The 26,542-nt window shown below is 31.3% G+C and carries 27 protein-coding genes; 18 read left to right on the top strand and 9 right to left on the bottom strand.

Annotated features, from left to right (window positions below):
- Nucleotides 1-330: 330 nt before the first annotated feature.
- From hemN to GYM73_RS05290, 4 genes are all read right to left on the bottom strand, one after another.
- Complete coding sequence (hemN, locus tag GYM73_RS05305) at nucleotides 331-1,695, bottom strand: oxygen-independent coproporphyrinogen III oxidase (RefSeq protein WP_220233190.1); 1,365 nt, start codon at nucleotides 1,693-1,695, stop codon at nucleotides 331-333.
- A 237-nt stretch (nucleotides 1,696-1,932) separates the two neighbouring features.
- The gene (gene kdsA, locus GYM73_RS05300; protein ID WP_160543217.1) at nucleotides 1,933-2,751 is read right to left on the bottom strand and encodes a 3-deoxy-8-phosphooctulonate synthase; all 819 of its coding nucleotides are present in this window, start codon (nucleotides 2,749-2,751) and stop codon (nucleotides 1,933-1,935) included.
- Nucleotides 2,752-2,964: 213 nt separating this feature from the next.
- Nucleotides 2,965-4,017, bottom strand: coding sequence for an RluA family pseudouridine synthase (locus GYM73_RS05295; protein ID WP_220233189.1), 1,053 nt, complete (start codon nucleotides 4,015-4,017; stop codon nucleotides 2,965-2,967).
- Nucleotides 4,018-4,039: 22 nt separating this feature from the next.
- Nucleotides 4,040-5,044 carry a PASTA domain-containing protein gene (locus GYM73_RS05290; protein WP_220233188.1) on the bottom strand — a complete coding sequence of 335 codons (1,005 nt, stop codon included), beginning with the start codon at nucleotides 5,042-5,044 and terminating at the stop codon, nucleotides 4,040-4,042.
- Between the two features lie 137 nt (nucleotides 5,045-5,181).
- On the opposite strand from GYM73_RS05290, the gene GYM73_RS05285 reads away from it, so the two are divergent.
- The 9 genes from GYM73_RS05285 to GYM73_RS05245 all read left to right on the top strand — a co-directional run bounded on the left by GYM73_RS05285 (nucleotide 5,182) and on the right by GYM73_RS05245 (nucleotide 13,494).
- Nucleotides 5,182-6,162, top strand: coding sequence for a D-alanine--D-alanine ligase (locus tag GYM73_RS05285; RefSeq protein ID WP_220234364.1), 981 nt, complete (start codon nucleotides 5,182-5,184; stop codon nucleotides 6,160-6,162).
- A 2-nt stretch (nucleotides 6,163-6,164) separates the two neighbouring features.
- Nucleotides 6,165-6,626 carry a pantetheine-phosphate adenylyltransferase gene (gene coaD / locus GYM73_RS05280; RefSeq protein ID WP_105297745.1) on the top strand — a complete coding sequence of 154 codons (462 nt, stop codon included), beginning with the start codon at nucleotides 6,165-6,167 and terminating at the stop codon, nucleotides 6,624-6,626.
- A gap of 210 nt (nucleotides 6,627-6,836) precedes the next feature.
- Nucleotides 6,837-7,652 carry a MotA/TolQ/ExbB proton channel family protein gene (locus GYM73_RS05275; RefSeq protein ID WP_160543221.1) on the top strand — a complete coding sequence of 272 codons (816 nt, stop codon included), beginning with the start codon at nucleotides 6,837-6,839 and terminating at the stop codon, nucleotides 7,650-7,652.
- A gap of 81 nt (nucleotides 7,653-7,733) precedes the next feature.
- A complete protein-coding gene (locus GYM73_RS05270; RefSeq protein ID WP_105297743.1) occupies nucleotides 7,734-8,345 on the top strand; it encodes a biopolymer transporter ExbD in 612 nt (203 codons plus the stop codon).
- A 36-nt stretch (nucleotides 8,346-8,381) separates the two neighbouring features.
- Nucleotides 8,382-8,918 (top strand): biopolymer transporter ExbD, encoded by a 537-nt coding sequence (locus GYM73_RS05265; protein WP_160543222.1) that lies wholly within the window; start codon nucleotides 8,382-8,384, stop codon nucleotides 8,916-8,918.
- 15 nt (nucleotides 8,919-8,933) lie between these two features.
- Nucleotides 8,934-9,776 (top strand): energy transducer TonB, encoded by an 843-nt coding sequence (locus GYM73_RS05260; RefSeq protein ID WP_160543223.1) that lies wholly within the window; start codon nucleotides 8,934-8,936, stop codon nucleotides 9,774-9,776.
- Between the two features lie 195 nt (nucleotides 9,777-9,971).
- Nucleotides 9,972-10,658, top strand: a complete 687-nt coding sequence (locus GYM73_RS05255) for a succinate dehydrogenase cytochrome b subunit (RefSeq protein WP_160543224.1) — start codon at nucleotides 9,972-9,974, stop codon at nucleotides 10,656-10,658.
- A gap of 22 nt (nucleotides 10,659-10,680) precedes the next feature.
- Nucleotides 10,681-12,696, top strand: coding sequence for a fumarate reductase/succinate dehydrogenase flavoprotein subunit (locus GYM73_RS05250; RefSeq protein ID WP_160543225.1), 2,016 nt, complete (start codon nucleotides 10,681-10,683; stop codon nucleotides 12,694-12,696).
- Nucleotides 12,697-12,717: 21 nt separating this feature from the next.
- A complete protein-coding gene (locus GYM73_RS05245; RefSeq protein ID WP_220233187.1) occupies nucleotides 12,718-13,494 on the top strand; it encodes a succinate dehydrogenase/fumarate reductase iron-sulfur subunit in 777 nt (258 codons plus the stop codon).
- Nucleotides 13,495-13,733: 239 nt separating this feature from the next.
- Here the strand turns inward: GYM73_RS05245 and GYM73_RS05240 are convergent, their stop codons facing one another.
- Nucleotides 13,734-14,858 carry a GNAT family N-acetyltransferase gene (locus tag GYM73_RS05240; protein ID WP_220233186.1) on the bottom strand — a complete coding sequence of 375 codons (1,125 nt, stop codon included), beginning with the start codon at nucleotides 14,856-14,858 and terminating at the stop codon, nucleotides 13,734-13,736.
- 126 nt (nucleotides 14,859-14,984) lie between these two features.
- Here GYM73_RS05240 and GYM73_RS05235 point away from each other — a divergent pair, with 126 nt between their 5' ends.
- From GYM73_RS05235 to cysK, 9 genes are all read left to right on the top strand, one after another.
- Nucleotides 14,985-15,689 carry a zinc metallopeptidase gene (locus GYM73_RS05235; RefSeq protein WP_220233185.1) on the top strand — a complete coding sequence of 235 codons (705 nt, stop codon included), beginning with the start codon at nucleotides 14,985-14,987 and terminating at the stop codon, nucleotides 15,687-15,689.
- A 24-nt stretch (nucleotides 15,690-15,713) separates the two neighbouring features.
- Nucleotides 15,714-16,763, top strand: coding sequence for a 3-dehydroquinate synthase (gene aroB, locus GYM73_RS05230; protein ID WP_160565031.1), 1,050 nt, complete (start codon nucleotides 15,714-15,716; stop codon nucleotides 16,761-16,763).
- 170 nt (nucleotides 16,764-16,933) lie between these two features.
- Nucleotides 16,934-17,275, top strand: coding sequence for a 30S ribosomal protein S6 (rpsF, locus tag GYM73_RS05225; RefSeq protein WP_105297735.1), 342 nt, complete (start codon nucleotides 16,934-16,936; stop codon nucleotides 17,273-17,275).
- A gap of 3 nt (nucleotides 17,276-17,278) precedes the next feature.
- The gene (gene rpsR / locus GYM73_RS05220; protein WP_055425972.1) at nucleotides 17,279-17,584 is read left to right on the top strand and encodes a 30S ribosomal protein S18; all 306 of its coding nucleotides are present in this window, start codon (nucleotides 17,279-17,281) and stop codon (nucleotides 17,582-17,584) included.
- A 20-nt stretch (nucleotides 17,585-17,604) separates the two neighbouring features.
- Nucleotides 17,605-18,069, top strand: a complete 465-nt coding sequence (rplI, locus tag GYM73_RS05215; RefSeq protein WP_105297734.1) for a 50S ribosomal protein L9 — start codon at nucleotides 17,605-17,607, stop codon at nucleotides 18,067-18,069.
- Nucleotides 18,070-18,194: 125 nt separating this feature from the next.
- Entirely contained in the window at nucleotides 18,195-19,295 is a 1,101-nt protein-coding gene (locus GYM73_RS05210; protein WP_220233184.1) for a Nif3-like dinuclear metal center hexameric protein, read from the top strand.
- A 310-nt stretch (nucleotides 19,296-19,605) separates the two neighbouring features.
- Nucleotides 19,606-20,382, top strand: coding sequence for a zinc ribbon domain-containing protein (locus GYM73_RS05205; protein ID WP_105298147.1), 777 nt, complete (start codon nucleotides 19,606-19,608; stop codon nucleotides 20,380-20,382).
- 320 nt (nucleotides 20,383-20,702) lie between these two features.
- The gene (gene epsC, locus GYM73_RS05200; protein WP_160543229.1) at nucleotides 20,703-21,524 is read left to right on the top strand and encodes a serine O-acetyltransferase EpsC; all 822 of its coding nucleotides are present in this window, start codon (nucleotides 20,703-20,705) and stop codon (nucleotides 21,522-21,524) included.
- 37 nt (nucleotides 21,525-21,561) lie between these two features.
- On the top strand, nucleotides 21,562-22,476 hold the full coding sequence (gene cysK, locus GYM73_RS05195; RefSeq protein ID WP_220233183.1) for a cysteine synthase A: 915 nt from the start codon (nucleotides 21,562-21,564) through the stop codon (nucleotides 22,474-22,476).
- Between the two features lie 72 nt (nucleotides 22,477-22,548).
- On the opposite strand, the gene GYM73_RS05190 is transcribed toward cysK, so the two are convergent.
- From GYM73_RS05190 to GYM73_RS05175, 4 genes are read right to left on the bottom strand one after another with little or no spacing between them, the layout of a single operon-like run.
- Nucleotides 22,549-24,255 (bottom strand): phospho-sugar mutase, encoded by a 1,707-nt coding sequence (locus GYM73_RS05190; RefSeq protein ID WP_220233182.1) that lies wholly within the window; start codon nucleotides 24,253-24,255, stop codon nucleotides 22,549-22,551.
- 24 nt (nucleotides 24,256-24,279) lie between these two features.
- Nucleotides 24,280-24,990, bottom strand: a complete 711-nt coding sequence (locus GYM73_RS05185; protein ID WP_220233181.1) for a GIN domain-containing protein — start codon at nucleotides 24,988-24,990, stop codon at nucleotides 24,280-24,282.
- Between the two features lies 1 nt (nucleotide 24,991).
- Nucleotides 24,992-25,954: a glycosyltransferase family 2 protein gene (locus tag GYM73_RS05180; RefSeq protein WP_160543233.1), complete on the bottom strand. Its 963-nt coding sequence runs from the start codon at nucleotides 25,952-25,954 to the stop codon at nucleotides 24,992-24,994.
- Nucleotides 25,920-26,507 carry a DUF4199 family protein gene (locus GYM73_RS05175; protein WP_220233180.1) on the bottom strand — a complete coding sequence of 196 codons (588 nt, stop codon included), beginning with the start codon at nucleotides 26,505-26,507 and terminating at the stop codon, nucleotides 25,920-25,922. Before GYM73_RS05175 ends, GYM73_RS05180 begins: the two co-directional genes overlap by 35 nt.
- Between the last annotated feature and the right edge of the window lie 35 nt (nucleotides 26,508-26,542).

The raw sequence follows: 26,542 nt of genomic DNA, 5'->3' as shown, positions 1-26,542 counted from the left end.
AGTTTGCATAAATAATAATGGCAAAAGTAATAGATAAAATAATAATTAGTAGTATTCCGATACTATAATCTTATAATTTTCGAAACTAGTTATAGTACAGTTAAAGCTCACATCAATTAATGTGAGCTATTTTTTTGCATACTTTATTTGCTAATTTATAGTATAGAACAAATTATAATTCAATCAATTAATCTATACAGTATAATGTTGGACTTATATATGAGCCCTTTAAAAATAAATTTTACGCAATTTAACTATATATTGAATGCGATATATATTTACTTAAAATTCGTAGATAGTAAAATAAATCAAATCAAACGATTTTCAAGATTAAACCGTCATAGAAAATAATTTGGTTTGAGGTGCATTTTTCATCATTCTCAGATCAAAAGCCATACAAATATTACGAATAAATGAACGACCATTTTCTTTTATAACTAAAGAATTTTCCAATAATTCAATAAGACCGTCTGCTTCAAACTCTCGTAATCTTTGAATGATTTCAGGATAATTTTTTTGAATAATTCCATCTTCCCAACGGGTTTCCAACAAACACATTAAATTCAGTATGTGTCTTCTAATAAATAAATCTTCCTTGCTTAAGATATGCCCTCTAAAAACAGGAAGTTCTTGATTATTAACTTTTTGGTAGTATTCTTCTATAGTTTTTACATTTTGAGCAAATGCATACCAATTATCTGAAATCGAAGAAACTCCTAATCCGATCATTACTTGAGTGGAAGAGGAAGTATATCCCATAAAATTTCTATGTATTTTTCTATTTAGCATGGATTGGTACAAAGAATCTGATTTTAAGGAAAAATGATCCATTCCGATTTCAAAATATCCCATATTTTCCAATAACTCTTTACCTTTTTCATATAATTCTCTTTTTTCCTCACCGCTTGGCAAATCTCCATCTTTGAAACCTCTTTGTCCTACACCTTTAATCCACGGAACATGAGCATAAGAATAGAATGCAATTCTGTCTGGATGCATTACTTCGGTCATCTTGATGGTATGCTTCACTTTATTTAAATCTTGAAAAGGCAGACCAAAGACTAAATCATGGCTTATACTTTCATATCCTATTTCTCGAGCTATATCGGTTACTTTTTTAACGTTTTCAAGAGGTTGAATACGGTGTATCGCTTGTTGTACTTTAGGATCGTAATCTTGAACTCCAAAACTTACTCTTCTAAATCCGAGATTGTATAAGGATTGAAGATGTTCACGGGTGGTATTATTCGGATGCCCTTCAAAACTAAATTCTTTTTCCGAATGAATTTCTGCTTTTGAGAAAATATTTTCTAATAAATACGTTAGATTTTCAGGAGAAAAAAACGAGGGAGTTCCACCTCCTAAATGTAATTCTTTAATAATGGGTTTTTCAGGCAGTAAAGCTAAATACAATTGCCATTCTTTTAAAAGAGTTTCTATATATACTAACTCAACATTATGCTGTTTAGTAATACGCTTATTGCACGCACAAAAAGTACATAAACTTTCACAAAAAGGAAGGTGAATATACAAACTAATGCCTTCTCTTTTATTACTTTCTAAAAAAGATTTTTGTAGCGTTTGAATCCATTTTTCAGAAGAAAAATTTTTTTCATCCCAATAGGGTACCGTAGGATAACTGGTATATCTGGGACCGGGTACATTGTATTTTTGTATAAGAGTATTATTTTGCATATTTCGTTTCGTTACTGCAAATTTATTGATAACAAAATATATGACTTACATAATTCAATTACTTTGAATTATGTATTTATAAATCAAACCAATAAAGTTATTTTAAATTTTATTAAGATGGTAAACCCAGGATAAAAAATTAATTAAAAAACAATGTCAAAATCAATAATAATCAATAAAAGATATGAAATGATTGATTTATATTGTATTAAATTAAAATCATTTTTTACCCAAATACTAACTGATAGCTTTTCGTATTTTTACCAATTTTTCCAACAAGTTTTCCAGTAAATCCAGTTTTAACATATTTGCACCATCGGAAAGGGCAATTTCAGGTTTCGGATGAGTTTCAATGAAAATTCCATCAGCACCAACGGCAATACCTGCTTTAGCAATAGTTTCAATCATATCGGGTCTTCCTCCCGTTACACCGGTTGTTTGATTGGGTTGTTGTAATGAATGCGTAACATCTAATATTACAGGTGCGTAGTTCCTCATAGTAGGTATTCCTCTGTAATCTACAATTAAATCATGATATCCAAAAGAAGTTCCTCGATCAATAATTGCATAGTTGGAATTTCCTGAATCTTTTATTTTTTGAGCGGCAAATTGCATGGCTTCTGGAGACAAAAATTGACCTTTTTTTAAGGTAATATACTTTCCGGTTTTTGCAGCCGCAACTAACAAATCGGTTTGTCTAACCAAAAAAGCAGGAATTTGTAATACATCCACATATTTTGCAGCCCATTGAGCATGTTCGTTTTCATGAATATCGGTAGTGGTGGGTATTGAAAACGTATCACCAACTTTTTTTAATATTTCTAAAGATTTTTGCTCTCCAATCGTGGTGAAGCTGTCAACTCTTGATCGATTTGCCTTTTTGAAAGAACCTTTAAAGATATAAGGAATACCTAATTTATCAGTAATTTCAACAATTTTTCCGGCAATATCCATAGCCATTTGCTCACCTTCAATAATACAAGGTCCTGCAATTAAAGTGAAATTATTAGTAGTTGTATTTTTTATTTTAGGAATTGAATATAAGCTGTTTTTCATGAGGAATCTTTTTTACAAATTTAGTATATATTTATGATCCATAGAAATTACCGATAGATCACTTTTATAAAAGGCTGAAAAGAAATTACTTTCCAATAAAAAATGATTATTTATATAAAATATATACTAATTAAAAGATGTAAAATTGTATAAAAACACTTATAATTTTTATGAAAATGATTTAAAAATACCAATTTAACAATTTACTAAAATTTATTGCGGTGTATTGAAATGAATATAAGATCTCCATTTTTCTATCACCTGTTTCATATCATCAGGTAATTCAGTTTCAAAAAACATTTCTTTTTTTGTTCTTGGATGAATGAAACCTAAGGTACGAGCATGCAAAGCCTGTCGCGGAAGAACTTGAAAGCAATTTTCAACAAATTGTTTATATTTTGTGAAAGTAGTTCCTTTTAGAACAATGTTTCCTCCGTATCTTTCATCATTAAAAAGAATATGCCCTAAGTATTTCATATGGGCCCTAATTTGGTGAGTTCTTCCGGTCTCAAGTTGACATTCAACCAATGTAACATAACGGAATCTTTCTAAAACCTTGTAATGGGTTACCGCATGTTTACCATGAGAACCATCAGGGAAAACAGCCATTTGCATACGGTCTTTCAAATCGCGTCCTATATGACCGTTTATAGTTCCTTCATCTTCCTCAAAATTACCCCAAACTAATGCATTATACACCCTTTTAGTAGTCTTATTAAAAAATTGCTTAGCTAAATGATTCATCGCAAATTCATTTTTAGCAATTACCAATAATCCCGAAGTATCTTTATCAATCCTGTGAACTAGTCCGGGACGCTTGTCTAAGTCTGTTTGAAAATAGGGGAGAGTACTAAAATGGTAAGCCAAAGCATTAACTAGGGTGCCTTCAAAATTTCCAAATCCGGGATGAACCACCATGCCGGCTTTCTTATTAACCACCAACAAATCTTCATCTTCATAGATAATATCTATAGGAATATTTTGGGGAACAATACTCGTATCACGAGGAGGATGTGCTAAAACAATGGAAACGATATCATTAGGCTTAACCTTATAGTTAGATTTTACAGGTATATTATTAACTAAAACATTACCGGCAAGAGCAGCCTTTTGAATTTTATTTCTTGTTGAATTTTCAATTAAATTTACAAGATATTTATCAATACGTACGGAACCTTGACCTTTATCTACAGTGATTTTAAAATGTTCATATAATTCATCCGCATCATTATTCTGATCAGTATCTAATATATCTTGCTTTTCCATAATATTTATAAATCTATCCTAACTATTCCAATATTACTCTCTTAGGTTTTTTCGGAGCATCATCTTTTGGAAGATGAGCAGGTTGAGCCGAATTTTCTTGAATATTAGAACTATTATTAGTAGTGTTAGTAGTTTCGTTAGAAGAAGGAATATTTTGATGATGGTTAGAAGAATTACTAATATCATGAGAATAATTAACAGAGTTCAAAGAATCGGAATATTTATGAATGTTAAATGTTTGATCCAATTCTCTGATCTTTTCTCGTAAACTACTCAAAGGTTTATCACTAAGATATAAATCTATGGGTTGACCTTGATCATAAATAAATGAAGGAGCAGGCACTTGATAATAAACACGATTGTTTTCTGTTTTGGCAGGATCATCATAGGTTATATTACCAATTGAAAACAGGTTTTCTGTAATCAGTTTCTTGGCTGTTTCTTCATTTAAACCAATAAAATTAGGTACGGAAACATTTTTGGCAAGGCTTTTTGCCAATACAATAGTTAAAGGAGAAAAACGGGGTAACGTTAAACCCGGTTGTACTTCTTTACCTTTATATAATAGTTTTAGAACCGTATTTGTTGCCAAACTTGGTTCATAAATCGTATCGGTAACTTTTAATCCAACTAAATCTAATTGGCTGAAAGCTAAGTATTTGTATTTTCCGATAACATTGGGTACCGTTACAGGTTTCCATGTTTTGGCATTGGCTCGAATAAATATTCTTCTGCCTTTTTTAACATGCGAACCTATTAGAGGATATATATCTAGAATTTGATATGATTTATATTTAGGATCATACTTAGAAGTATCAATCTCATATTCCAAGTCATTATCTTCAAGCTTAACTACTGCTTGATCCAGAGTTAAATTATTTAAATTAGGAACTTCCACTTGAACACCGTGATTTGTGTAAGCATTCAACCATAGAAAGGTTCCTTGTAAAAGTCCAAAAAATATTACTATAGCTAGAATAATGCTGACCCAAAATTGCCAAGATCCTAACAGTTTTAAGAATTTCATACTTACATTTTACAAAGCAAATATATAAATAATAAAAATATTATGGTTTATTAGTTAAAAATATGTTTAATTTTGTACGTTCTAACTCTAAATAACAATAAATAATTAATTACTATTATAATAATTGAAATTTTATGATGACAGTCGGAATTGTAATGGGAGGCTATTCTGAAGAAAGTAACGTTTCTTTAAAAAGCGGTGATTATTTTTATTCTCAAATAAATAAATCAAAAAATACTGTCTTTAAAATAACCATTTTAAAAGACGGATGGAATGTCATTATAAATGATCAATCATATCCTATAAATAAAGGAGATTTTAGTTTTCAGTTAAATGAAAAAAAAATCCATTTTGATGTATTATTAAATACAATACATGGAAATCCGGGTGAAAACGGATTGATGCAAGCTTATTGGGAATTGTTGAATATTCCCTATTCAGGATGCTCTTTTTATAATTCTGCATTAACATTTAACAAAAGAGATACTTTATCAGTGCTTAAGAAATTTAATGTTTCGGTAGCCAACTCAGTTTATTTAAATCAAGGAGATCATATAGATGTTGATTCTATTATTGAAGAAGTAGGTTTGCCTTGTTTTGTAAAACCCAATCAGTCGGGATCGAGTTTAGGAGTATCAAAAGTGAAAAAAAAGGAAGATTTTTTAACAGCCTTAAATTTTGCATTTAAAGAAGATAAAGCCGTATTGATAGAAAGTTATTTAGAAGGTAGAGAAGTTCAAGTAGGAGTATTTAAAAATCAAGGAGAAGTGGTTGTAGTAAATACAACCGAAATAATTTCAAAAAATGAATTTTTTGATTACGAAGCCAAATATTTGGGAGCATCAGAAGAAATAACTCCCGCTCCTATTTCAGAAGAAGAAGATAAACGAATAAGAGAGGCTGCGGCCCATATTTACAGATCTTTAGATATGACCGGGTTTTCAAGATTAGATTTCATAATAGTTAATGGAAATCCCTATTTCTTAGAAATTAATACAACTCCCGGATGCTCACCGGCCAGTATATTTCCACAACAAGTTAAACAAGCAGGGTTGGATTTTTCGGAATTATTAGACAACGAAATTTCAATTGCATTACAAAGATTTGAAAATAAATAAACATGGAAAGAGTAGCAGTATTTCCTGGTTCTTTTGATCCAATTACCTTAGGACATTCAAATATAATTGAAAGAGCTGTCCCATTATTTGATAAAATTATTGTTGCCATAGGAAATAATTCCAATAAACAATATATGTTTCCCTTAGAAAAAAGAATGGAATGGATACGTGAGACAGTTAAAATATTTCCTAATGTAGAAGTTGACTCTTTTGATGGGCTTACGATTGATTATTGTGCAAAAAGAAAAGCTCCTTATATTATTAGAGGTCTTAGAAATCCAGCAGATTTTGAGTTTGAAAAAGCAATAGCACATACCAATCGAACATTGGCAAAAAAATCTGTAGAAACCGTATTCTTTTTAACATCATCCGGAAAATCTTTCATAAGTTCAAGCATTGTAAGAGAAATAATGAGATATAACGGAGATTATGAAATATTAGTGCCAAAAGCAGTTAGAATATGAATTTATTATTAAAATAATATATAACTAAGAACGGCTGCTAAGATTTTTTGTGAAATCAATATTCTTAAAATAAATATAGTTCGATTAATGAAGGAGGAATGTTAATAATATCTAGTAAAACTTAGATAAAAATTATTGCTTAGTTAATTTTTTTGTATTTATTTTACGTGATATTTTTACGAATAGTTAAAAAATTAATTTATATATCAGATGGAAAAACAACAATTAACCCAAACAAATTCAAAGACTAGAGTAGGAGGATTAAATCCTTTTATTACGATCATTATTTTAATAGCTATAGGAGAATGCATTTATCACTTTGTACTAGGTGCACCTTCAAATTTTAAAGGTGATACTACCGATAGCGACCCTAAAACATTTATGGGTATTATCCATAAAGGGGGTGTGATTGTTCCTTTTTTGATTTCCTTTTTACTTATGGTTATCGTATTTTCAATTGAAAGATTTTTTATCATTGGAAAAGCGGAAGGAACAGACAGCTTAACAAAATTTGTAAATGATATCCGTGTATTATTAGATAAAAACGATATCAATAATGCCATTTCATTATGTGATAAACAAAAAGGTTCTATAGGAAATGTAGTAAAAGAAGGGTTAATTTCATATAGAGCATTAGCTAATGATACAACTTTAGATAAAGAACAAAAATTAGTTTCATTAAACAAAACATTAGAAGAAGCTACCTCATTGGAAATGCCAATGCTTGAGAAAAATATGACTATTTTAGCAACAATAGCATCAATCGGTACATTAGTTGCCTTAATGGGAACCGTAATCGGTATGATCAAAGCATTCTTTGCATTAGGTGAAGGAGGTGGGTCTCCGGATGCCGCTGCTTTATCAGTAGGTATATCTGAAGCCTTAGTAAACACGGCATTAGGTATTGGTACTTCAGCACTTGCTATAATTGCTTATAACTATTTTACATCAAGAATAGATACTTTAACTTTCAAAATTGATGAAATAGGTTTAAGTATTCAACAGTCTTTTTCTGCTCACCATTAATTAAGTTTCTAATTTTCTTTAAAGAGTAAAGAAAATTAAAAAGATAAGATTAAAAATTATTTTAAAAACTTAAAAAATAATATGGCAAGAGTTAAACCAAAAAGACACGGGATACACATAGATATGACGCCAATGAGTGATTTGGCGTGGTTGCTGTTAACGTTCTTTATCTTGACAACACAATTTAAGCCTAAAGAAACGGTAACCATTGATCCGCCTTCATCTATATCTCAAATTAAAGTCAGAGATCATGGAATGATGAAGATATCTATAACTTCAGATGGAAAATACTATTTCTCAATGGATGAGGAAAAATACAAAGTTCAATTGCTCGATGCAATGGGAAAGAAGTATGGCATCAATTTTACGGATAGAGAAAAAAGCGAATTTAAAAAATTAACGGATTTCGGGGTATCAATAACCGGTCTTAAGCAATATTTAAATATTCCGGAAGGACAAAGAGAATCTGTAAAAGTTCAGGGAATACCGGCAGACAGTGCAAAACCTGAAATTACCGATTGGGTTTTTGAAGCTAGAGAAATAGCTAAGAAAAATGGCGATTCATTAGACTTAGGGATCAAAGGTGATGTTAATACGCAATATCCTGTATTTAAAAATCTTTTATCTAGATTACAGGAGAAGAATATGAATAAATTTCAATTAATTACTTCAGCCGAAAGTAAACCGGAATAATGTAATTAAATTAACCCATTAACGAAAAAGAAAAATATGTCAGCAGGCGTAGATACAAGTAATAGTGGAAAAGGGGATGGAAAGGTAAGGGCTAAAAAAATGAACCTTAATGTGGATATGGCACCGATGTGTGATTTAGGTTTCCTTTTAATTACATTTTTCATGTTTACAACCACATTCAGTAAACCGAATATCATGCATTTAAACATGCCACCCAAGGTTGAAATCCCCCCTTCTAATATTCCTGAAATTAAAACAAAGAATTCGTTAACTATAATTTTAGGAAAAGACGATAAAATATATTGGCATCAACAGGAACAACAGGATTTAAATGCTTCCACTCTGATGGAATCCGATTATTCAAAAGAAGGAATACGTAAAGAAATATTACGAGCTCAGAAACAAGCAGATCAAAATAAATTCACTGTAATTATAAAACCTACCGATGATTCAAGTTATAAGAACTTGGTGGATATATTAGATGAAATGGAAATTACTAATTCTGATCGATACGGAATTAAAGAGCTTTCTTCAAAAGAAAAAGCAGTATATAAAGAAAAAGTTAATAACTAACGAAAAATTAAAAGAATGGCAGAAAATAATATGAAGTCCTTAGACGACATAGTTTTTGAACATAAAAATAAAGACTATGGAGCCTATTGGATAAGAAATACAGAAAGAAAATATCTGACAAGAGCATTTATTATAGGAACGGCTATCTTTATTGCATTCGTTTTGTTATTATATTTTTATAACAGATGGCAAGCTAACAGCGGAGAAGTACAAAAGGCGGTAAATATTGAATTAACGGATATACAAACTCCTGAAGAGGAAAAAGAAGAAATCTTTGAACCTAAAGATGAACCGCCACCGCCACCACCCGTACAGCAAGATGAAGTGGCTCAAGTAAAAATGGTTATCCCTGAACCTAAAAAGGTTGTGGTTAAAGAAGAAACCGTTCCTAAAGTTCAAGATACCAAAGACAAGGCAATTGGATTAGAAGATAAAGAGGGAAAAAATACAACAGATGCAGCCATATCTCATGGACCTAAAAATGATGTACCTCCGGCACCACCACCGCCAATCCCTCCAGCAGATCCTAACAAAGTATTTACTCAAGTAGATCAAGAAGCCGAATTTAAAGGAGGAGGATTGAAAGAAGTAAGTAAATTTATTGCCCGTTATATGGAATATACAGATCGAGCAATAGATAATGGAACTGAAGGTAAAATAACCGTACGTTTCGTGGTAGAAAAAGACGGTAGCGTAACCGATGTTCAGGTTGCCGGTAAAAAATTGGGTGACGGGTTAGATGAAGTAGCTATTGCAGCTATTAAGAAAACCAGTAAAATGTGGACTCCGGCCAAAGTAAATAATCAACCGGTAAGATCTTATTTTAGAGTACCCGTAGCATTCAGATTGCCACAATAATTTTATAATTATTTACAATAATAGTAAAACTATCTCTTTCTAAAAGAGATAGTTTTTTTGTTTTTATATACAATTATATACGGATGAAATAAATTATTTAGATGCATTCTAAAAGAACGAAAGGTGATATAAGTCATAACACACAGGGTTAGACGTTTTTTAAATTTGTATTCCAAAATTAAACATTAAAGTATTATGACAAGATTTTACTCTTCCTCCATAGGAAGAAAGTTTATGATGGCTTTAACAGGCTTTTTTCTCATGATTTTTTTACTGGTGCATTTAGGAATAAATTTAACTCTATTTGCAGGTAATACAGATAATGAAGGAAAATTATTGCCTAAAGAAGAAGTGATTTTTAATCAGGCGTCACATTTTATGGCAACTAATCCCTTAATCCAGATCATGCAATATGTACTGGCTTTTGGCTTTATCTATCACATCTTCTTAGGAATTATATTAACCTCCAGAAATCAAAAAGCAAGAGGAAAAGAACGTTATGCCGTAAATCAGTTTTCAGCAAACACTCCTTTTAATTCAAGAACTATGATTTATACAGGGTTGTTAATTTTAATATTTTTATTATTACACCTTTATAATTATTTTGTTCCCATTAAATTCGGTACGGTAGGAGATGATTATTTATTAGTGACAGAATTATTTAAAAGTCCGGTATATACCTTAATATACGTCTTGGCTTTTATATTTTTAGGATTGCATTTAAGTCACGGATTTGCATCTTCTTTCCAGTCAGTAGGATTTAATCATAAAATTTATACTCCTGTTATTAAAATACTGGGAAAAGCATATTTTATATTTATCGCAGTTGGATTTGCCGCAATTGCAATTTATTTTTACTTCAAAGGCAATGGTTTAATTTAAATTATTTTAAGAAAATACTATTATGGGTATAAAATTAGAATCAAAAATACCGGAAGGAGATATCCATGAAAAATGGAAAAATCATAAAGATCATATGCGTTTGGTTGCGCCCAATAACCGAGGAAAAATAGATATAATTGTAATAGGTACAGGATTAGCGGGAGGTGCAGCAGCAGCATCGTTAGCAGAGATGGGGTATAATGTAAAAGCTTTCTGTTATCAAGATTCCCCGCGACGTGCGCACTCCATTGCAGCTCAAGGAGGGATCAATGCAGCTAAAAATTATCAAAATGATGGCGACAGCGTTTACAGATTATTTTATGATACAATTAAAGGAGGAGATTACAGAGCGAGAGAAGCAAACGTATACAGACTAGCTGAAGTTTCCAATTCAATCATAGACCAGTGTGTGGCACAAGGAGTACCTTTTGCACGAGAATACGGAGGACTATTAGATAACCGATCATTCGGGGGTACACAGGTACAAAGAACCTTTTATGCAGCAGGACAAACCGGACAGCAACTATTATTAGGCGCTTATTCCGCAATGAACAGACAAATAGGTAAAGGGCGTTTACAAATGTTTAATAGACATGAAATGCTCGATCTGGTTGTGGTTGATGGAAAAGCTCGTGGAATAATAGCCAGAGATCTGGTTACCGGAGAAATACAAAGACACTCTGCTCACGCGGTTGTTATTGGATCGGGAGGATACGGAAATGTATTTTTCTTATCAACCAACGCCATGGGATCCAATGGAACAGCAGTTTGGAAAATACATAAAAAAGGGGCAGCCTTTGGTAATCCTTGTTTTACACAAATTCACCCGACTTGTATTCCGGTACATGGTGATCAACAATCTAAATTAACCCTAATGTCAGAATCTTTAAGAAATGACGGAAGAATTTGGGTACCTAAAAAAATTGAAGATTCACAAGCTATACGTGCAGGAAAATTGAAACCAACAGAGATAGCTGAAGAAGACAGGGATTACTATTTGGAAAGAAGATATCCGGCATTTGGAAATTTAGTTCCAAGAGATGTGGCTTCACGTGCGGCAAAAGAACGATGTGATGCAGGATACGGAATCGAAAATAATGCTACCGGAGAAGGAGTTTATTTGGATTTTTCTTCATCTTTTGTAAAATACGGTAAAGAAAAAGCAAATGAGCTGGATATTCACAATCCATCACAAGAAGAAATTATTAAATTAGGAAAAAAAGTAGTTGAAGAAAAATATGGAAACTTATTTACCATGTATGAAAAAATTACGGGTGATAATCCATACGAAACTCCAATGAAAATATATCCTGCAGTGCACTATACTATGGGAGGAATTTGGGTTGATTATAACCTAATGAGTACCATTCCGGGTTGTTTTGTAACGGGTGAAGCTAATTTCTCTGATCATGGAGCTAACCGCTTAGGAGCGTCAGCCTTAATGCAAGGGTTAGCCGATGGGTATTTTGTTTTGCCGTACACTATTGCTGACTATTTAGCCGATGATATACGTACCGGACCGATATCAACAGACTTACCTGAATTCGTAGAAGCTGAAAAACAAGTCAAAGATCGAATTCAACATTTTCTAACCAATAAAGGAACTAAAACCGTTGATTATTTTCATAAAAAATTAGGTCGTGTCATGTGGAACAAAGTAGGTATGGCTCGGGATGAAAAAGGATTGAAAGAAGCAATCTCTGAAATAGAAGAAATCAGAAAAGAATTTTGGAGAGATGTTAAAGTACCGGGTTCCGATAATACAATTAATATGGAACTTGAAAAAGCGGGTAGAGTGGCAGATTTCCTAGAATTAGGTCAATTGATGGCCATGGATGCATTAAATAGAAATGAATCATGCGGAGGACATTTCCGAATTGAATACCAAACAGAAGACGGTGAAACGCTGCGTAATGATGAAGAATATTCTTATGTAGCCGTTTGGGAGTATAATGGTGAAGATTTAAATAAAGAAATTCTGCATAAGGAAGATCTAAATTACAAATACATTAAAATAGCAGCAAGAAATTATAAATAACCTGTAAATAAAAATAAAAAAATGGCAGGAAAATTATTAAACCTAACACTAAAAGTTTGGAAACAAGCAGGTAGGGGACAAAAAGGAAAATTTGAAGAATATAAATTAGAAGGAGTATCTACTGAAAGTTCATTTTTAGAAATGTTAGATATGCTAAATGAGCAATTAGTAGAACAAGATAAAGAACCCGTTGCATTCGATCATGATTGTCGTGAAGGAATATGCGGAATGTGTTCACTATATATAAATGGAAGGGCTCATGGTCCGGATCGAGGAATAACCACTTGTCAATTACACATGAGAATGTTTAATGATGGAGAAACTATTGTTATTGAACCTTGGAGATCAGCAGCTTTTCCTGTAATTAAGGATCTAATTGTTGATAGAACTGCATTTGACAGAATTCAACATGCCGGAGGATTTGTTTCTGTGAATACTTCAGGAAATACAATTGATGCCAATGCGATACCAATTGAAAAAGAAAAAGCAGATAAAGCATTTGCTGCAGCCGCTTGCATTGGTTGTGGAGCTTGTGTGGCTACTTGTAAAAATGGATCAGCCATGTTGTTTGTTTCTGCTAAAGTTTCTCAATATGCATTATTACCTCAAGGTAAAATAGAAGCTACCCGCAGGGTATTAAATATGGTTAGAAAAATGGATGAAGAAGGATTTGGTAACTGTACCAATACAGGTGCTTGTGAGGTTGAGTGTCCTAAAGGAATTTCTCTTGAAAATATAGCCAGAATGAACAGAGAATTTCTACATGCCAGTATTGTAAATGATATTAAGGCAGAATAATTGTCAAATATTTTTAAGTATAATTTACAGTTCGAAGCGTACGTTTCGAACTGTTTTTTTATTTTATAATCTCATCTACTATATTAATATTTTGTATCAGAATATATTCCGAAAACTATTTATCCCAAAAAAAATAAAGATATATTACGAGCTTAATTGATCCGTAAACGTTAATAATCTTTCATAATTATTATAATTCAGAATTACCTTTGGTAAAATTTCAAATTAAGACAAAAATATTATATTTCCTTATAGTATGTTTTCCTTCTTTTATGATTGATAGGATTATAATCCTTCCATAATAATTGAATACTTTTATTATCTGCTAATTCAGGATTAGTTTCCAAATATTTAACACCTTTATTGTTAAACAAATCAAAGAATTCTTTCAAAACAATGGCAGTAATTCCTTTCTTTTGATAATCGGGATGGATGCCTATCAAATAAAAATTAGCCCATTCATTATTTTTGGAAGCTCTTAGTAAATGATACCATCCGAATGGAAATAATTTTCCTTTCGCTTTTTGTAAGGCTACGGAATAGGAAGGCATGGTTATGGCAAAACCCACTAAATTATTACTTTCATCTGCAATACAGATGACATAATCCTTATTTATAAATGGAATGTATTTTTCCTTATAATATTGTATTTGCTTATCTGAAAAGGGAACATAAGTGGGTAAAACCTTGTAGGTATCTTCTAACAATTTAAAAATTTCATCCGCTCGCTCAATTAATTCATCTTTCGTTTTAAACTGTAAAGATTTTAATTTATATTTTTGCTTTAATAAGTCGGAGAACCGAATAACTTTATCCGGTAATTCTTTAACAACTTCAATGTAAAATTCAACCCATTCATTAGCTTCAGTAAAACCTAATTTTTTAAAATGATCATGATAATAAGGAAAATTATAAATACCAATCATAGTTGCTAATTTATCATATCCTTTACTTAAAAATCCCGCCTTATCAAGATTAGTAAAACCAACCGGTCCTTCAACTCGTTGAATACCCTTTTCCTCAGCCATTTCATAAGCTTTATCTAAAAGTCTTTTGGTAACTTCAAGATCATCTATAACATCAAACCAACCGAATCGTAGTTTCTTTATACCGGAAAATTTTTCCTCATTTTTATTGATAATCAAAGCAATTCTTCCAACGATTTCATTATCCCTGTAGGCAAGAAATTTTTTACATGTTGAAAATTCAAAAACAGGATTTTTAGTTTCGTCGAAAATTGCCATTTCTTCAGAAATTAGCGCCGGTACATAATAAGGATTATTCTTATAGAGTTTAGTTGGAAATGTTACAAAATTTTTTAAATCTGATTTCGTGATAACCTCGTTAATACTAATTTTGTTCATGTACTGTTAGATTTACAAGTCTTTTTGGTTTTACAACTAAAAAGTTATAATTTTAGCAAATATACTTAGTATAAATTAATTTTAAAATTTACAAGAATAATAAGTCTATAAAGAATTTAAACAATTATGGTAAACGATCCCATTTATTTATTAATAACAGCAATTATTTTCATAGTAAGTACGATTGTTCAAGGACAATTAAAATCAAAATTTGAAAAATACTCCAAAACAAGGTTATCCAATGGGTTGAGCGGAAAAGAAATTGCAGAAAAGATGTTACGAGATAATGGAATAACCGATGTTAAAGTTACATCAACTCCCGGAATGTTAACAGATCATTACAATCCGGTAAATAAAACCGTCAATTTATCTGAAGGTGTTTATAACCAGCGGTCTACAGCCTCAGCAGCGGTGGCTGCTCATGAATGCGGACATGCCGTACAGCATGCCGTTGGATATTCCATGTTACAATTACGTTCCCAACTAGTTCCCATAGTAAGTATTAGTTCTAAATTTCTACAATGGGTATTATTAGCAGGGTTAGCTATTATGGTGTTTTCCGGAAATACGATTGTATTAGGAGTTGGAATAGGTTTATTTGCCATAACTACCCTTTTTGCATTTATCACCTTACCGGTAGAATATGATGCCAGTAACAGAGCATTAAAGTGGTTAGAAAATAATCATGTCGTTCAACCCGGTGAATATGATGAATGTAAAGATGCTTTGAAATGGGCAGCAAGAACTTATTTAGTATCAGCTGCCGGGTCTTTAGCTCAATTAATTTATTTTGTCATGATATTTTTAGGAAATAATCGAAGAAATGACTAACTAATAAGCCAATCATAACGAGTTATGAATTTTATAAATCCTATATATTACGGAGTTGAAGGAATCAAAGAAATCAATAAGTATATTCAAAGCTATCAACCTTCCAAAATAGTTTTTTTGGTGGATGAAAATACGCATGAGCTATGCTACCCGAAAATTATTACTGAAATTGAAAGTTCTGCTGAAATTGAAATTTTGGAAATTGATTCAGGAGAACATAATAAAAATTTATATATATGTATAAATTTATGGGAGGCTTTAACAGAACTCAAAATAGATAGAAAAGCCTTACTGATAAATGTTGGAGGGGGAGTACTTACGGATATGGGAGGATTTGTAGCAAACTGTTACAAGAGAGGAATTCCTTTCATAAATATTCCAACCACACTTTTAGCAATGGTGGATGCCTCCATTGGAGGAAAAACGGGCGTTGATTTAGGCAGTCATAAAAATCAAATTGGTAACTTTGTTTTACCTCAATTAGTCCACGTAGATGTTGGTTTCCTTACTACGCTTCCTACCGAGCAAATTTTAAGCGGTTTTGCAGAAATTATTAAGCACGGACTAATTGCAGATAAAAAATACTGGGAAGAAATAATTCGCTTAGATGATCGTAATCCGGATTATTTAGAACCATTGATAAAATCCAGTATTGAAATAAAAAAGAAAGTAGTTTCAAATGATTTTACCGAATCAGGATTAAGGAAAATATTAAATTTTGGTCATACCGTAGGTCATGCAGTAGAAAGTTTCTTTTTAGAAAATAACACCCCTATTTTGCATGGAGAAGGGGTAGCCATGGGAATGATTGTAGAAAGTTATATTTCCATGAAAAAAGGCTTTCTTTCTTATCCCGAATATGAAGAGATTAAGCTATATATTTCCTCCTTGTATCCTAAATTAAATCTGAAGAAAGACTATTTTGATGATATTTTTTCATTCATGCAAAACGATAAAAAAAATGTGAATCGGGAAATTAAATTTGTTTTGTTGGAAAAAATAGGACAAGCAGTTTATGATATTTCTGTGGAAAAAGAACTTATTAAAGAGGCAATTTATTTATATATAGAGTAAGAAGGTTGAATATGGTTTAATTAACCATTTGAGAAAATATAATTAGCTAACTCTAATAGGTATCATTTTTTTCAATCAATCTATATATGTATATGTAGATTTCATTTTGCAAAACCAATAAAAATCTATATATTTGCACTTCGAAAAAAATAATTAAAAAATTTTGATCTATGAATCATTACGAAACTGTTTTCATTTTAACTCCCGTTCTGTCTGATTCTCAGGTAGAGGAAGCAGTTAAATCATTTGAGGCTTTACTCAAAGAAAACAATGCAACTATTGTAAACCAGGAAAATTGGGGATTAAAAAAATTAGCATATCCAATTCAACTTAAAAGAAATGGATTTTACAATCTGATTGAGTTTCAAGCTCCCGGAGAAATTGTTAATACATTAGAATTAGCATTCAAGAGAGATGAAAGAGTACTAAGATTCTTAACTGTGAAATTAGACAAGCACGGGGTAGAATGGGCTAGAAAAAGAGAAGAAAAAGTTAAATCATTAAAAAAATAAGACATGGCAATTGATGAATTAGCAAAACAGGCAGCAGGAGGAAATGTCAGTGAAGTAAAATTCTTAAGTCAATTAGATATTGAGACTAAGACAGAAAAAAAATATTGCCGTTTTAAAAAATACGGTATAAAATACGTTGATTATAAAGATCCTGATTTCTTATTGAAATTTGTAAATGAGCAAGGTAAAATCCTTCCAAGAAGACTTACCGGAACATCTTTAAAATTTCAAAGAAAAGTATCTCAAGCAATTAAAAGAGCAAGACATTTAGCATTATTGCCATATGTTGGAGATCAATTAAAACCTTAATTTAAAGAAAAAAAGAGATCATGGAAGTAATTCTTAAACAAGACGTTGAAAATTTAGGACTAGAGTTTGACGTGGTTAGCGTAAAACCGGGTTATGCTCGTAACTTTTTAATACCTAAAGGATTTGCCTTATTAGCAACTCCTAAAAATAAAGCAGCATTAGAAGCTACTTTAAAAGAAAGAGAAGCAGAAGAAGCAGCTCAAGTTAAAGCAGCTAACGATATCGTTGCAAAATTAAAAGAAGTAGTAGTTTCTATTCCTGCAAAAGTAGGTGCCGGAGATAAATTGTTCGGTTCTATTAATAATTCAGACTTAGCAGAAGCATTAGCAAAAGCCGGAGTTAATGTAGATAAAAAATACATTAAAATTCCTGGAAATACTATTAAAAGACTAGGAAAATATACAGCAAAAATTCGTTTACACAGAACCGTTGAATATGACTATTCCTTTGATGTAGTTTCCGATGGAGTTGCTGCAGAAGAATAATATAATTTGTAAAAAGTAAATACAATACAAAAAACTGTCAGTTAAACTGACAGTTTTTTTATTGCTTAAATTCTTGGCTTATTTTATTTCTTATCTTATCTTTGATAAGAAAAATTATTTAAAATATGAAAGTAGCAGATGTTGCAGAACTTTTAAAACAACTGGCGCCTGAGTCCAATGCAGAAAACTTTGATAATGTTGGTTTATTAGTTGGAGACCTTCAAGCTGAAATATCAAGCATTTTAATAACCCTGGATTGTTTAGATGAAGTAGTAGACGAAGCAATTCAAAAAAATTGCAATATGATTGTTACCTTTCATCCCATAATTTTTTCGGGTATGAAATCAATTACCGGTAAAAATTACGTTGAAAAAGCAGTTATTAAAGCCATCAAAAATGATATAGCAATCTATGCCATTCATACGAATTTAGATATAGCTAAAGAAGGTGTTAATTATGAAATATGTAAGCGTTTGCATATTAAAAACAGTAAACCGTTAATTCCTAAAATTAGAAGCATTAAAAAGCTGCAAACATTTGTTCCTTTGACGCATTTTACCCAAGTACAACATGCATTATTTAAAGCCGGGGCAGGAGAAGTAGGGAATTATAAAAATTGCAGTTTTAGAGTTGAAGGAACCGGCACATTTTTACCAACAGAAAATTCTAATCCTTTTATTGGCAAAAAAAACGTAATTGAAGAAGTACAAGAGGTATTGATTAGTGTAATATTTGAGGATTTTAAACAAGCAACCGTTTTAGAAGCATTACGAAGATCTCATCCTTACGAAGAAATTGCTTATGAAATTTTCACTTTAGATAATGTAAATCAAGAATTAGGTATGGGTAGGATAGGAGAATTGGAAACCTCATTATCTCAAGAACAATTCTTATCATTTCTTAAAGAAAATTTGCCTACCTCATGTATTCGCCATACCAATTTAAAAAATAAACAAGTCAAAAAGGTAGCAGTTCTAGGGGGAGCAGGTAGCTTTGCAATAAAAAACGCGTTAAATGCCGGAGCAGATGTTTTTGTGACGGCAGATATAAAATATCATGAGTTTTTCCAAGCAGAAGGAAAAATTCTTCTGGCAGATATCGGACATTATGAAAGCGAGCAGTTCACTAAAAATTTATTGCATAATTATTTACGTGAAAAACTAAATAATATCGATATTTCACTCTCTGAAATAAATACAAATCCGATAAACTATTACTTTAAATAATAGTTGAGTTTTAAAACTCCTTTTTTATAAAATTGTGACAATTAATTTAGATCAATCATAAAATATGGTATTACAGGATTAATCAACTATACTGTAAATAATAGAAGTTAAAAGATTATTATTTTTCCTTAAGCATATTTTTAATATAAAGTAACTATATTAAATAATAAATTAATAATTTAACTAAACGATGAATGTTCGTTAAGCAAATACCTCATGCTATTGAAACATATTATAAAATTTAGTAACTTTGTAAACTTTAATAAGATATAAACATAAATTCCAAAAAATAATTATAATCAACCCTATGATAAAGAAAAAAGCAGATAATACTACTGTTGAAGAAAAGTTGAGAGCATTATATGATTTACAAATCATAGATTCCCGCCTGGATGAATTGAGAAACTTAAGAGGAGAATTACCTATTGAAGTGGAAGATTTAGAAAACGATATAGCCGGATTGGAGAAACGAATAGGGAAAATGGAAGATGAAGTAGTTCATCTGAATAATGAGATTAAAGTAAAAAATGAATTAAACAAAAATTCAGAAGCTCAAATAAAAAAATATAAAGTACAGCAAGATAATGTACGTAACAATCGTGAATTTGAAGCATTAACAAAAGAAATTGAGTATCAAGAATTGGAAATTCAATTACAAAATAAAAAAATAAAAGAAATTAATGCTAAAATTGAGTTTAAAAAAACTCAGATAGAAGAACAACGTACCAAATTATCTAATTTCCAAGAACATCTTAAATTTAAAAATTCCGAATTGTCCAATTTGATAAAAGAAACTGAAAAAGAAGAAAATTTCTTATTGGAAAAATCGGAAGAATTTGCTTCTAAAATTGACGAAAGATTATTAAATAGCTATCGTCGTATTAGAAAAAGTTCTAAAAATGGTTTAGCTATAACCAGCATTGATCGTGGTGCTGTGGTAGGATCATTCTTTACCGTTCCTCCTCAAAAACAAGTTGAAATTGCTTCCAGAAAAAAAATTATTTTGGATGAACACAGCGGAAAGATTCTTGTTGATGAATATTTAGCAGGAGAAGAACAACAAAAAATGAAAGACTTATTAAAATAAGATACCAATATCTTTTAAATAAAAAGGCCTATTTCAATTGAAAAAGGCCTTTTTTATTTTAGATAAAGTTTTAATTGAAAGATATTAAAATGTAAAGAAAATAATATTTAAACATAAAATAATAAATATTTATACATTAAATCTTATTTTATATTTTATTTATAAAATATATTGGTCTACTATTTGACAATAATTAAATATTATAAAAAAAATAAAATAGGTTTTAAAATATTTTTATAGATTTGTTTATCGCAATAATAGGATAGCAAAGATTTATTTAAGGTTCTCTTTCATAAATCAACTATAATCCAAAAATAGTCATGAAAAAAAAAATAAATGAACTTATTGATCGATTAGAACTTCATCCAATCTGTTTGCCTATAAATAAAAAAGAATTAGAACAGGTAGTAAAAATACTATTTTCCAAAATGTTTCCGGTATGTGAGAGAAAAAATCGACGTAAAATAGAGCAAGAACTTACATCCGTTTATAATATCTTATTGGAAAATATTTCTAAAATTATCAATACTAAGGCTGCAGAATCAATAGTAAATACTTTTTTTGATAAAATTCCTTCGATTCAGGAAGCACTATATAAGGATGCAAATGCCTTTTATAAGAATGATCCGGCAGCAGATTCATTGGAAGAAGTAGTATTGGCATATCCCGGTTTTTTTGCGTTGGCAGCTTATCGTATTGCCCATGAATTTCATAGGTTGGAGGTTCCTATAATACCTCGTATTTTTTCTGAATATGCACATGCCAAAGTAGGTATAGACATACATCCCGGAGCACAAATAGGAGAAAGTTTTTTTTTAGATCACGGTACGGGAACAGTCATTGGAGAAACAACCATTATCGGAAACAACGTTAAAATATATCAGGGAGTAACTTTAGGAGCTTTGTATGTAACCAAGAATCTGTCTAAAGTTAAAAGACATCCTACCGTTGAAGATAATGTAGTGATTTATGCAGGAGCTACCATTTTAGGGGGAGATACAGTTATAGGTCATGATTCAATTATTGGAGGTAATGTATGGATAACAAAATCCATACTTCCTTACACATTGGTGTATTATTCTTCAGAAATGAAAATTAAAACCGTGAAGGATTTCAAAGAACCTATTAATTACGTAATTTAAAACTTATAATAACCATAAAATTTAAAAGCAAATCGTCATGAAAATAAATAGTATTTTAGAAGCCATAGGAAATACTCCCCATGTGAGATTACCCAAAATATTTCCCGATCATGAAGTATACATTAAACTAGAAAAACAAAACCCCGGAGGAAGTATCAAGGACAGAATTGCTTTAGCAATGATAGAAGATGCTGAAAAAAGAGGAATTCTTAAACCCGGTGGAACCATTATAGAACCGACTTCGGGAAATACAGGAGTGGGATTAGCATGGGTGGGAACGGTTAAAAGGTATAAGGTTATATTAGTTATGCCGGAATCCATGTCAATTGAACGCAGAAGACTTGCAGCCGCTTATGGAGCTGAATTGGTATTGACTCCCAGAGAAAAAGGAATGAAAGGAGCTATTGAAAAAGCGGAAGAGTTACAAAAAAATACACCAAATTCATTTGTTCCTCAGCAATTTAAAAATCAAGCCAATCCTAAAATACATGCACAAACAACCGCTAAAGAAATTGTTCAGGATTTTCCGGATGGAATAGATGTTCTAATTACCGGAGTGGGAACCGGAGGACATATTACCGGAGTAGGCGAAGTATTAAAACAAAAATTTCCTTCTGTAAAAATCTTTGCAGTAGAACCTACTGAATCTCCTGTTATTGCAGGAGGAAATCCCGGACCTCATGCAATTCAAGGAATTGGTGCAGGATTTATACCGGAAACTTTAGATACAAAAATTCTTGACGGTTCCATACAAATTACAAAAGATGAAGCATTTAATTATGCAAAGCTTTTAGCTAAAAAAGAAGGAATTTTAGGTGGTATATCCACCGGAGCTTCTTTGGCTGCTGTTTCTAAAAAAATACAAGAATTGAATCTTCCTTCAAATGCTAAAATTTTAACATTCAATTACGATACCGGAGAAAGATATTTTTCTGTAGAAGGTTTATTTTAAAACGTTTTAATCAAAAATATAAATGCAAAAAAAATTCCGATAAATACTTATCGGAATTTTTATTTAGATTTTTTATTTTTCTAAAAATTCTTTAATTTTTTGAATTTTATTTTGAGCATGGCTCAATTTGCTTTCAAATTCATCTTTAGAAGATAACGTATCTTGCACGGAGAAATAGAATTTAATTTTCGGTTCAGTTCCTGAAGGTCTACAAGCTAATTTAGTTCCTTTATCTGTGTAGAATATTAATACATTTGATTTGGGAATATCAATTGGTGTTTTTTCACCCGTAATCAAATTTAAAGAAGTGGAAGATTGGTAATCATCTAGTTTAACAATTTTCTCACCTACTAATTCTTTAGGAGGATTACTTCTAAATTCTTCCATCATTTTCGCGATTTGTTCTGCTCCATCTTTACCTTTTTTAACGATTGAAACCAATTCTTCATAATAGTATCCTACTTTGGTGTATATTTCAATCAATTTATCAAATAAAGTTTTACCTTCATTTTTAGCTTCCTGAGCCGCTTCACAAGCAACTAAAATTGATGAAATGGAATCTTTATCGCGAACATAGTCACTTGGCATAAAACCGAAACTTTCCTCACCGCCGCAAATAAATTTTTCTTTACCTTCAGCTTTTCTAATCAAATCGGCAATCCATTTAAAACCGGTTAAACCAACTTTACATTCTACCCCATAATATTTAGCTAAAGGAAAAAATATGTCAGAAGTAACAATAGTTGAACCGATAAATTGTTTACCGTCTATTTTACCGTTTTTTTTCCATTTTCCTAAAATATAGTCAGTAATAACCGTGTTGGTTTGATTCCCGTTTAAAAGTACTAATTTACCGTCTAAACCGCGTACGGCTACTCCTAAACGGTCTGCATCGGGGTCGGTACCGAATACGATATCAGCATTTTGTTCTTCGGCATATTTTAAAGCTAACGATAAAGCTTCCGGTTCTTCCGGATTTGGGGATTTTACAGTAGGAAAATCTCCATCGGGATTTTTTTGTTCCGGTACAATAAATACATTTTCAAAACCTGCTTCGGCCAAAGCATCAGGCAATATTTTTATGGAAGTTCCGTGTAAGGAAGTATAAACAATTTTTAAGTCTTTTTTACCTTTTAAATAGGAAGTATTTTCAACCGCGGCATGGATAAATTTTTTATCTTCTTCTTCCCCTAAATAGGTAATTTTGGAATCATCACCGTCAAATTTAATATCGGCAAAATCAACCGAACGAACTTCTTTTATAATAGCAGAATCATGAGGAGGAACAATTTGAGCTCCATCATTCCAATATACTTTATAACCGTTATATTCCGGTGGATTATGAGAAGCTGTCAATACAATCCCTGCATCGCATTTTAAATTACGTACGGTGAAGGACAGTTCCGGTGTGGGACGAAATTCTTTATATAAGTAAACATATATACCATTGGCAGTAAGAACATCAGCTACCAATTTAGCAAACGTGTCGCTGTTATGTCTCACGTCAAAAGCTATGGCTACTGTAATTTTTTTATCAGGAAATTGCTGATGCAGGTAGTTAGCCAAACCTTGGGTTGCTTGACCATAGGTATATTTATTCAACCGATTTGTACCTATACCCATAATTCCACGCATTCCTCCCGTTCCAAATTCGAGGTTTTTATAAAAAGCATCATCCAATTCTTTTGGATTAGAATTAATTAAGTTTTGTACAGCCTTTTGAGTTTCTTCATCAAAAGGAGGTTGTAACCATGTTTTTGCAATTTCTAATGAATTCATATAATAATAATGTTAAATTTATAATTATTTAAAATTGATAACCGCGAGATCTTTTTGTTGAATGTTCTTAGCGGGATTACCAATTACTGTTATTTTCGTATTGTCAGATATTCTTCCAACCAATTTGCTTTTTACATTTATTTCTGCAGTGGCAACATCGGAAAGCTCAACATTTGCTTCAGATACTTCTAAAAACGGCGCAGTAAAGTCACTTGTATCACTGGCAGTTAAATGTAATGTATTACTAGTCCCTTTTAAATTTATCTTGGAAACATCCCTCACATTTACATTTAATTCATCGGTAATCACTGTGTTGGCTATAAGTTTAGAAACATCATTTAAATTAATGGATAATTTTGAAACTCGTAATTGAGAGTTTATGTCAACATTAACAAGATCATGAATGTCAAATGTTTCGATCTGAGGATTGTAAATATATACATTATAGAGGTCAGGATCTTTAACGTTATCGATTTCAGAGATAGTTAGTTTTCCGTTGGAATCATCAATTTTTAAATTATCGATCAAGTTCTTATAAGATTCTATTACAATTCTCGGATTATTGCTGTCATATAAATAGATCAATCTATAGGAGCCATTGGCTAAAATTTCTTTTACGGGACTAATTTTAAGTTCCTTGGTGGTTACTTCTCCTTCTCCTTTAATAGAACGAGAACAAGAAAGTAAAACGATAGATAGTATACATAAAATGCTATAATGTACTAATTTTTTCATGTTAATTAATATTTAGATATTGTGAAACCGTATAATCATCTTTTTTTCCTCGTTTTAATTGTACGATTAATTCTCCTAAAAATCCGGCAATAAATAACAAAGTACCTAAAATCATCATAGTTAAAGCTATGTAAAACAAAGGATCATTAGTAACCAGTTGAGCAGGAATTTTTTTCCATACTTTTATTAATTTATTGATGCCTATCCAAGCGGAGGATATAAAACCGATAATAAACATTAAAGTACCAATAAAACCAAAAAAATGCATAGGTCTTGTTCCAAAGGTGGACATAAACCAAACGGTAATTAAATCTAAAAATCCGCGTACGAATCGATTGGCACCAAATTTTGATTTTCCATACAATCGCGCTTGATGAGGTACTTCCTTTTCAGTTATTTTAGTAAATCCCTCATTTTTCGCCAATACAGGTATGTAACGATGCATATCGCCGTGTACGTCGATGGCTTTAGCTACTTCATTTCTATAAGCTTTTAACCCATTATTAAAATCATGCAATTTGACCCCTGAAGTTATTTGAGCGGCTTTATTAAATAATTTAGAAGGAAGGTTTTTTGTTAGAACATTGTCGTATCTTTTCTTCTTCCAACCGGAAACCAGGTCAAAACCATCTTCAACAATCATTTTCCTAAGTGCAGGAATTTCTTCTGGAAAATCTTGTAAATCTGCATCCATAGTTATGATTACTTCTCCTTTCACTACTTTAAAAGCAGCATTTAAAGCTTGAGATTTTCCGTAATTTTTAGCAAATTTAATACCTTTTACTTCCGCATATTGTTGGCTGAATTCTGAAATGATTTTCCAGGATAAGTCGGTGCTACCATCATCTACGAAAATGATTTCATAAGTATAGTTTTCTTTTTCACATACGGCTTGTATGCGATTCAATAATTCTTGCAATGATTCTGCTTCATTGAGCAGGGGAATGACTATAGATAGTTGCATTAGGTTTTCTGGTTCTAAAAAATATTGACAAAAGTACGGATATTATAAAGTAAAAAAAGTATAGCACACTTAAAATAATGCAGGAATTTTTAAACGTGAAAAAAGATTCCTTTTCAATTATTCTTGTTTGAATATTGTTTACGTATTCCTTATATTTTAACGTAATTTCTTCTGTTGGGTGCTCAATGGATGCATATTCGGAAGTAAGATTTTCCAACATTTTATTTAATCCTTGATTTTGCAAAAGTTGTTGCGCATCTTGATCTATATAATTGAAAAATAAAGCTATAAAAAGGAAGGAAAGAGTACCTCCTATAAACATCGTCGTAAATGAATATTGTAAACACGTTAGAAAAGAAAGTTTTTCATAATTAGTCAGTTTATATAGCAAAAGTATCGATGCTAACGTATAAAGAGCAGGAAGAACAAAAAAATTAACCTGAATACTAATTATATAATAATTAAATCCTATAAAGTAAAAATATACAGCAAAAAATAAAATAAGAGTAGTTGCTGCCAATAATAATCCGTAATGCGTAGGTTTATTTTTCATATCGATATGAAAGCAAATTTAACGTTTTTTGCCAT

The sequence above is a fragment of the Apibacter sp. ESL0432 genome (assembly GCF_019469225.1).
Lineage (GTDB): Bacteria > Bacteroidota > Bacteroidia > Flavobacteriales > Weeksellaceae > Apibacter.
This window is presented reverse-complemented; position numbering and strand designations above follow the sequence as displayed.

What these genes read in the sequence shown, in the direction of transcription:
- rplI (WP_105297734.1), top strand. Translation starts at nt 17,605, where the DNA reads ATGGAAGTAATTCTTAAACAAGACGTTGAAAATTTAGGACTAGAGTTT.
- GYM73_RS05240 (WP_220233186.1), bottom strand. Translation starts at nt 14,858, where the DNA reads ATGAACAAAATTAGTATTAACGAGGTTATCACGAAATCAGATTTAAAA.
- GYM73_RS05175 (WP_220233180.1), bottom strand. Translation starts at nt 26,507, where the DNA reads ATGAAAAATAAACCTACGCATTACGGATTATTATTGGCAGCAACTACT.
- GYM73_RS05290 (WP_220233188.1), bottom strand. Translation starts at nt 5,044, where the DNA reads ATGAAATTCTTAAAACTGTTAGGATCTTGGCAATTTTGGGTCAGCATT.
- GYM73_RS05255 (WP_160543224.1), top strand. Translation starts at nt 9,972, where the DNA reads ATGACAAGATTTTACTCTTCCTCCATAGGAAGAAAGTTTATGATGGCT.
- GYM73_RS05235 (WP_220233185.1), top strand. Translation starts at nt 14,985, where the DNA reads ATGGTAAACGATCCCATTTATTTATTAATAACAGCAATTATTTTCATA.
- GYM73_RS05270 (WP_105297743.1), top strand. Translation starts at nt 7,734, where the DNA reads ATGGCAAGAGTTAAACCAAAAAGACACGGGATACACATAGATATGACG.
- aroB (WP_160565031.1), top strand. Translation starts at nt 15,714, where the DNA reads ATGAATTTTATAAATCCTATATATTACGGAGTTGAAGGAATCAAAGAA.
- GYM73_RS05275 (WP_160543221.1), top strand. Translation starts at nt 6,837, where the DNA reads ATGGAAAAACAACAATTAACCCAAACAAATTCAAAGACTAGAGTAGGA.
- epsC (WP_160543229.1), top strand. Translation starts at nt 20,703, where the DNA reads ATGAAAAAAAAAATAAATGAACTTATTGATCGATTAGAACTTCATCCA.
- rpsF (WP_105297735.1), top strand. Translation starts at nt 16,934, where the DNA reads ATGAATCATTACGAAACTGTTTTCATTTTAACTCCCGTTCTGTCTGAT.
- GYM73_RS05295 (WP_220233189.1), bottom strand. Translation starts at nt 4,017, where the DNA reads ATGGAAAAGCAAGATATATTAGATACTGATCAGAATAATGATGCGGAT.
- kdsA (WP_160543217.1), bottom strand. Translation starts at nt 2,751, where the DNA reads ATGAAAAACAGCTTATATTCAATTCCTAAAATAAAAAATACAACTACT.
- hemN (WP_220233190.1), bottom strand. Translation starts at nt 1,695, where the DNA reads ATGCAAAATAATACTCTTATACAAAAATACAATGTACCCGGTCCCAGA.
- rpsR (WP_055425972.1), top strand. Translation starts at nt 17,279, where the DNA reads ATGGCAATTGATGAATTAGCAAAACAGGCAGCAGGAGGAAATGTCAGT.
- GYM73_RS05180 (WP_160543233.1), bottom strand. Translation starts at nt 25,954, where the DNA reads ATGCAACTATCTATAGTCATTCCCCTGCTCAATGAAGCAGAATCATTG.
- coaD (WP_105297745.1), top strand. Translation starts at nt 6,165, where the DNA reads ATGGAAAGAGTAGCAGTATTTCCTGGTTCTTTTGATCCAATTACCTTA.
- GYM73_RS05285 (WP_220234364.1), top strand. Translation starts at nt 5,182, where the DNA reads ATGACAGTCGGAATTGTAATGGGAGGCTATTCTGAAGAAAGTAACGTT.
- GYM73_RS05250 (WP_160543225.1), top strand. Translation starts at nt 10,681, where the DNA reads ATGGGTATAAAATTAGAATCAAAAATACCGGAAGGAGATATCCATGAA.
- GYM73_RS05185 (WP_220233181.1), bottom strand. Translation starts at nt 24,990, where the DNA reads ATGAAAAAATTAGTACATTATAGCATTTTATGTATACTATCTATCGTT.
- GYM73_RS05245 (WP_220233187.1), top strand. Translation starts at nt 12,718, where the DNA reads ATGGCAGGAAAATTATTAAACCTAACACTAAAAGTTTGGAAACAAGCA.
- GYM73_RS05190 (WP_220233182.1), bottom strand. Translation starts at nt 24,255, where the DNA reads ATGAATTCATTAGAAATTGCAAAAACATGGTTACAACCTCCTTTTGAT.
- cysK (WP_220233183.1), top strand. Translation starts at nt 21,562, where the DNA reads ATGAAAATAAATAGTATTTTAGAAGCCATAGGAAATACTCCCCATGTG.
- GYM73_RS05260 (WP_160543223.1), top strand. Translation starts at nt 8,934, where the DNA reads ATGGCAGAAAATAATATGAAGTCCTTAGACGACATAGTTTTTGAACAT.
- GYM73_RS05265 (WP_160543222.1), top strand. Translation starts at nt 8,382, where the DNA reads ATGTCAGCAGGCGTAGATACAAGTAATAGTGGAAAAGGGGATGGAAAG.
- GYM73_RS05210 (WP_220233184.1), top strand. Translation starts at nt 18,195, where the DNA reads ATGAAAGTAGCAGATGTTGCAGAACTTTTAAAACAACTGGCGCCTGAG.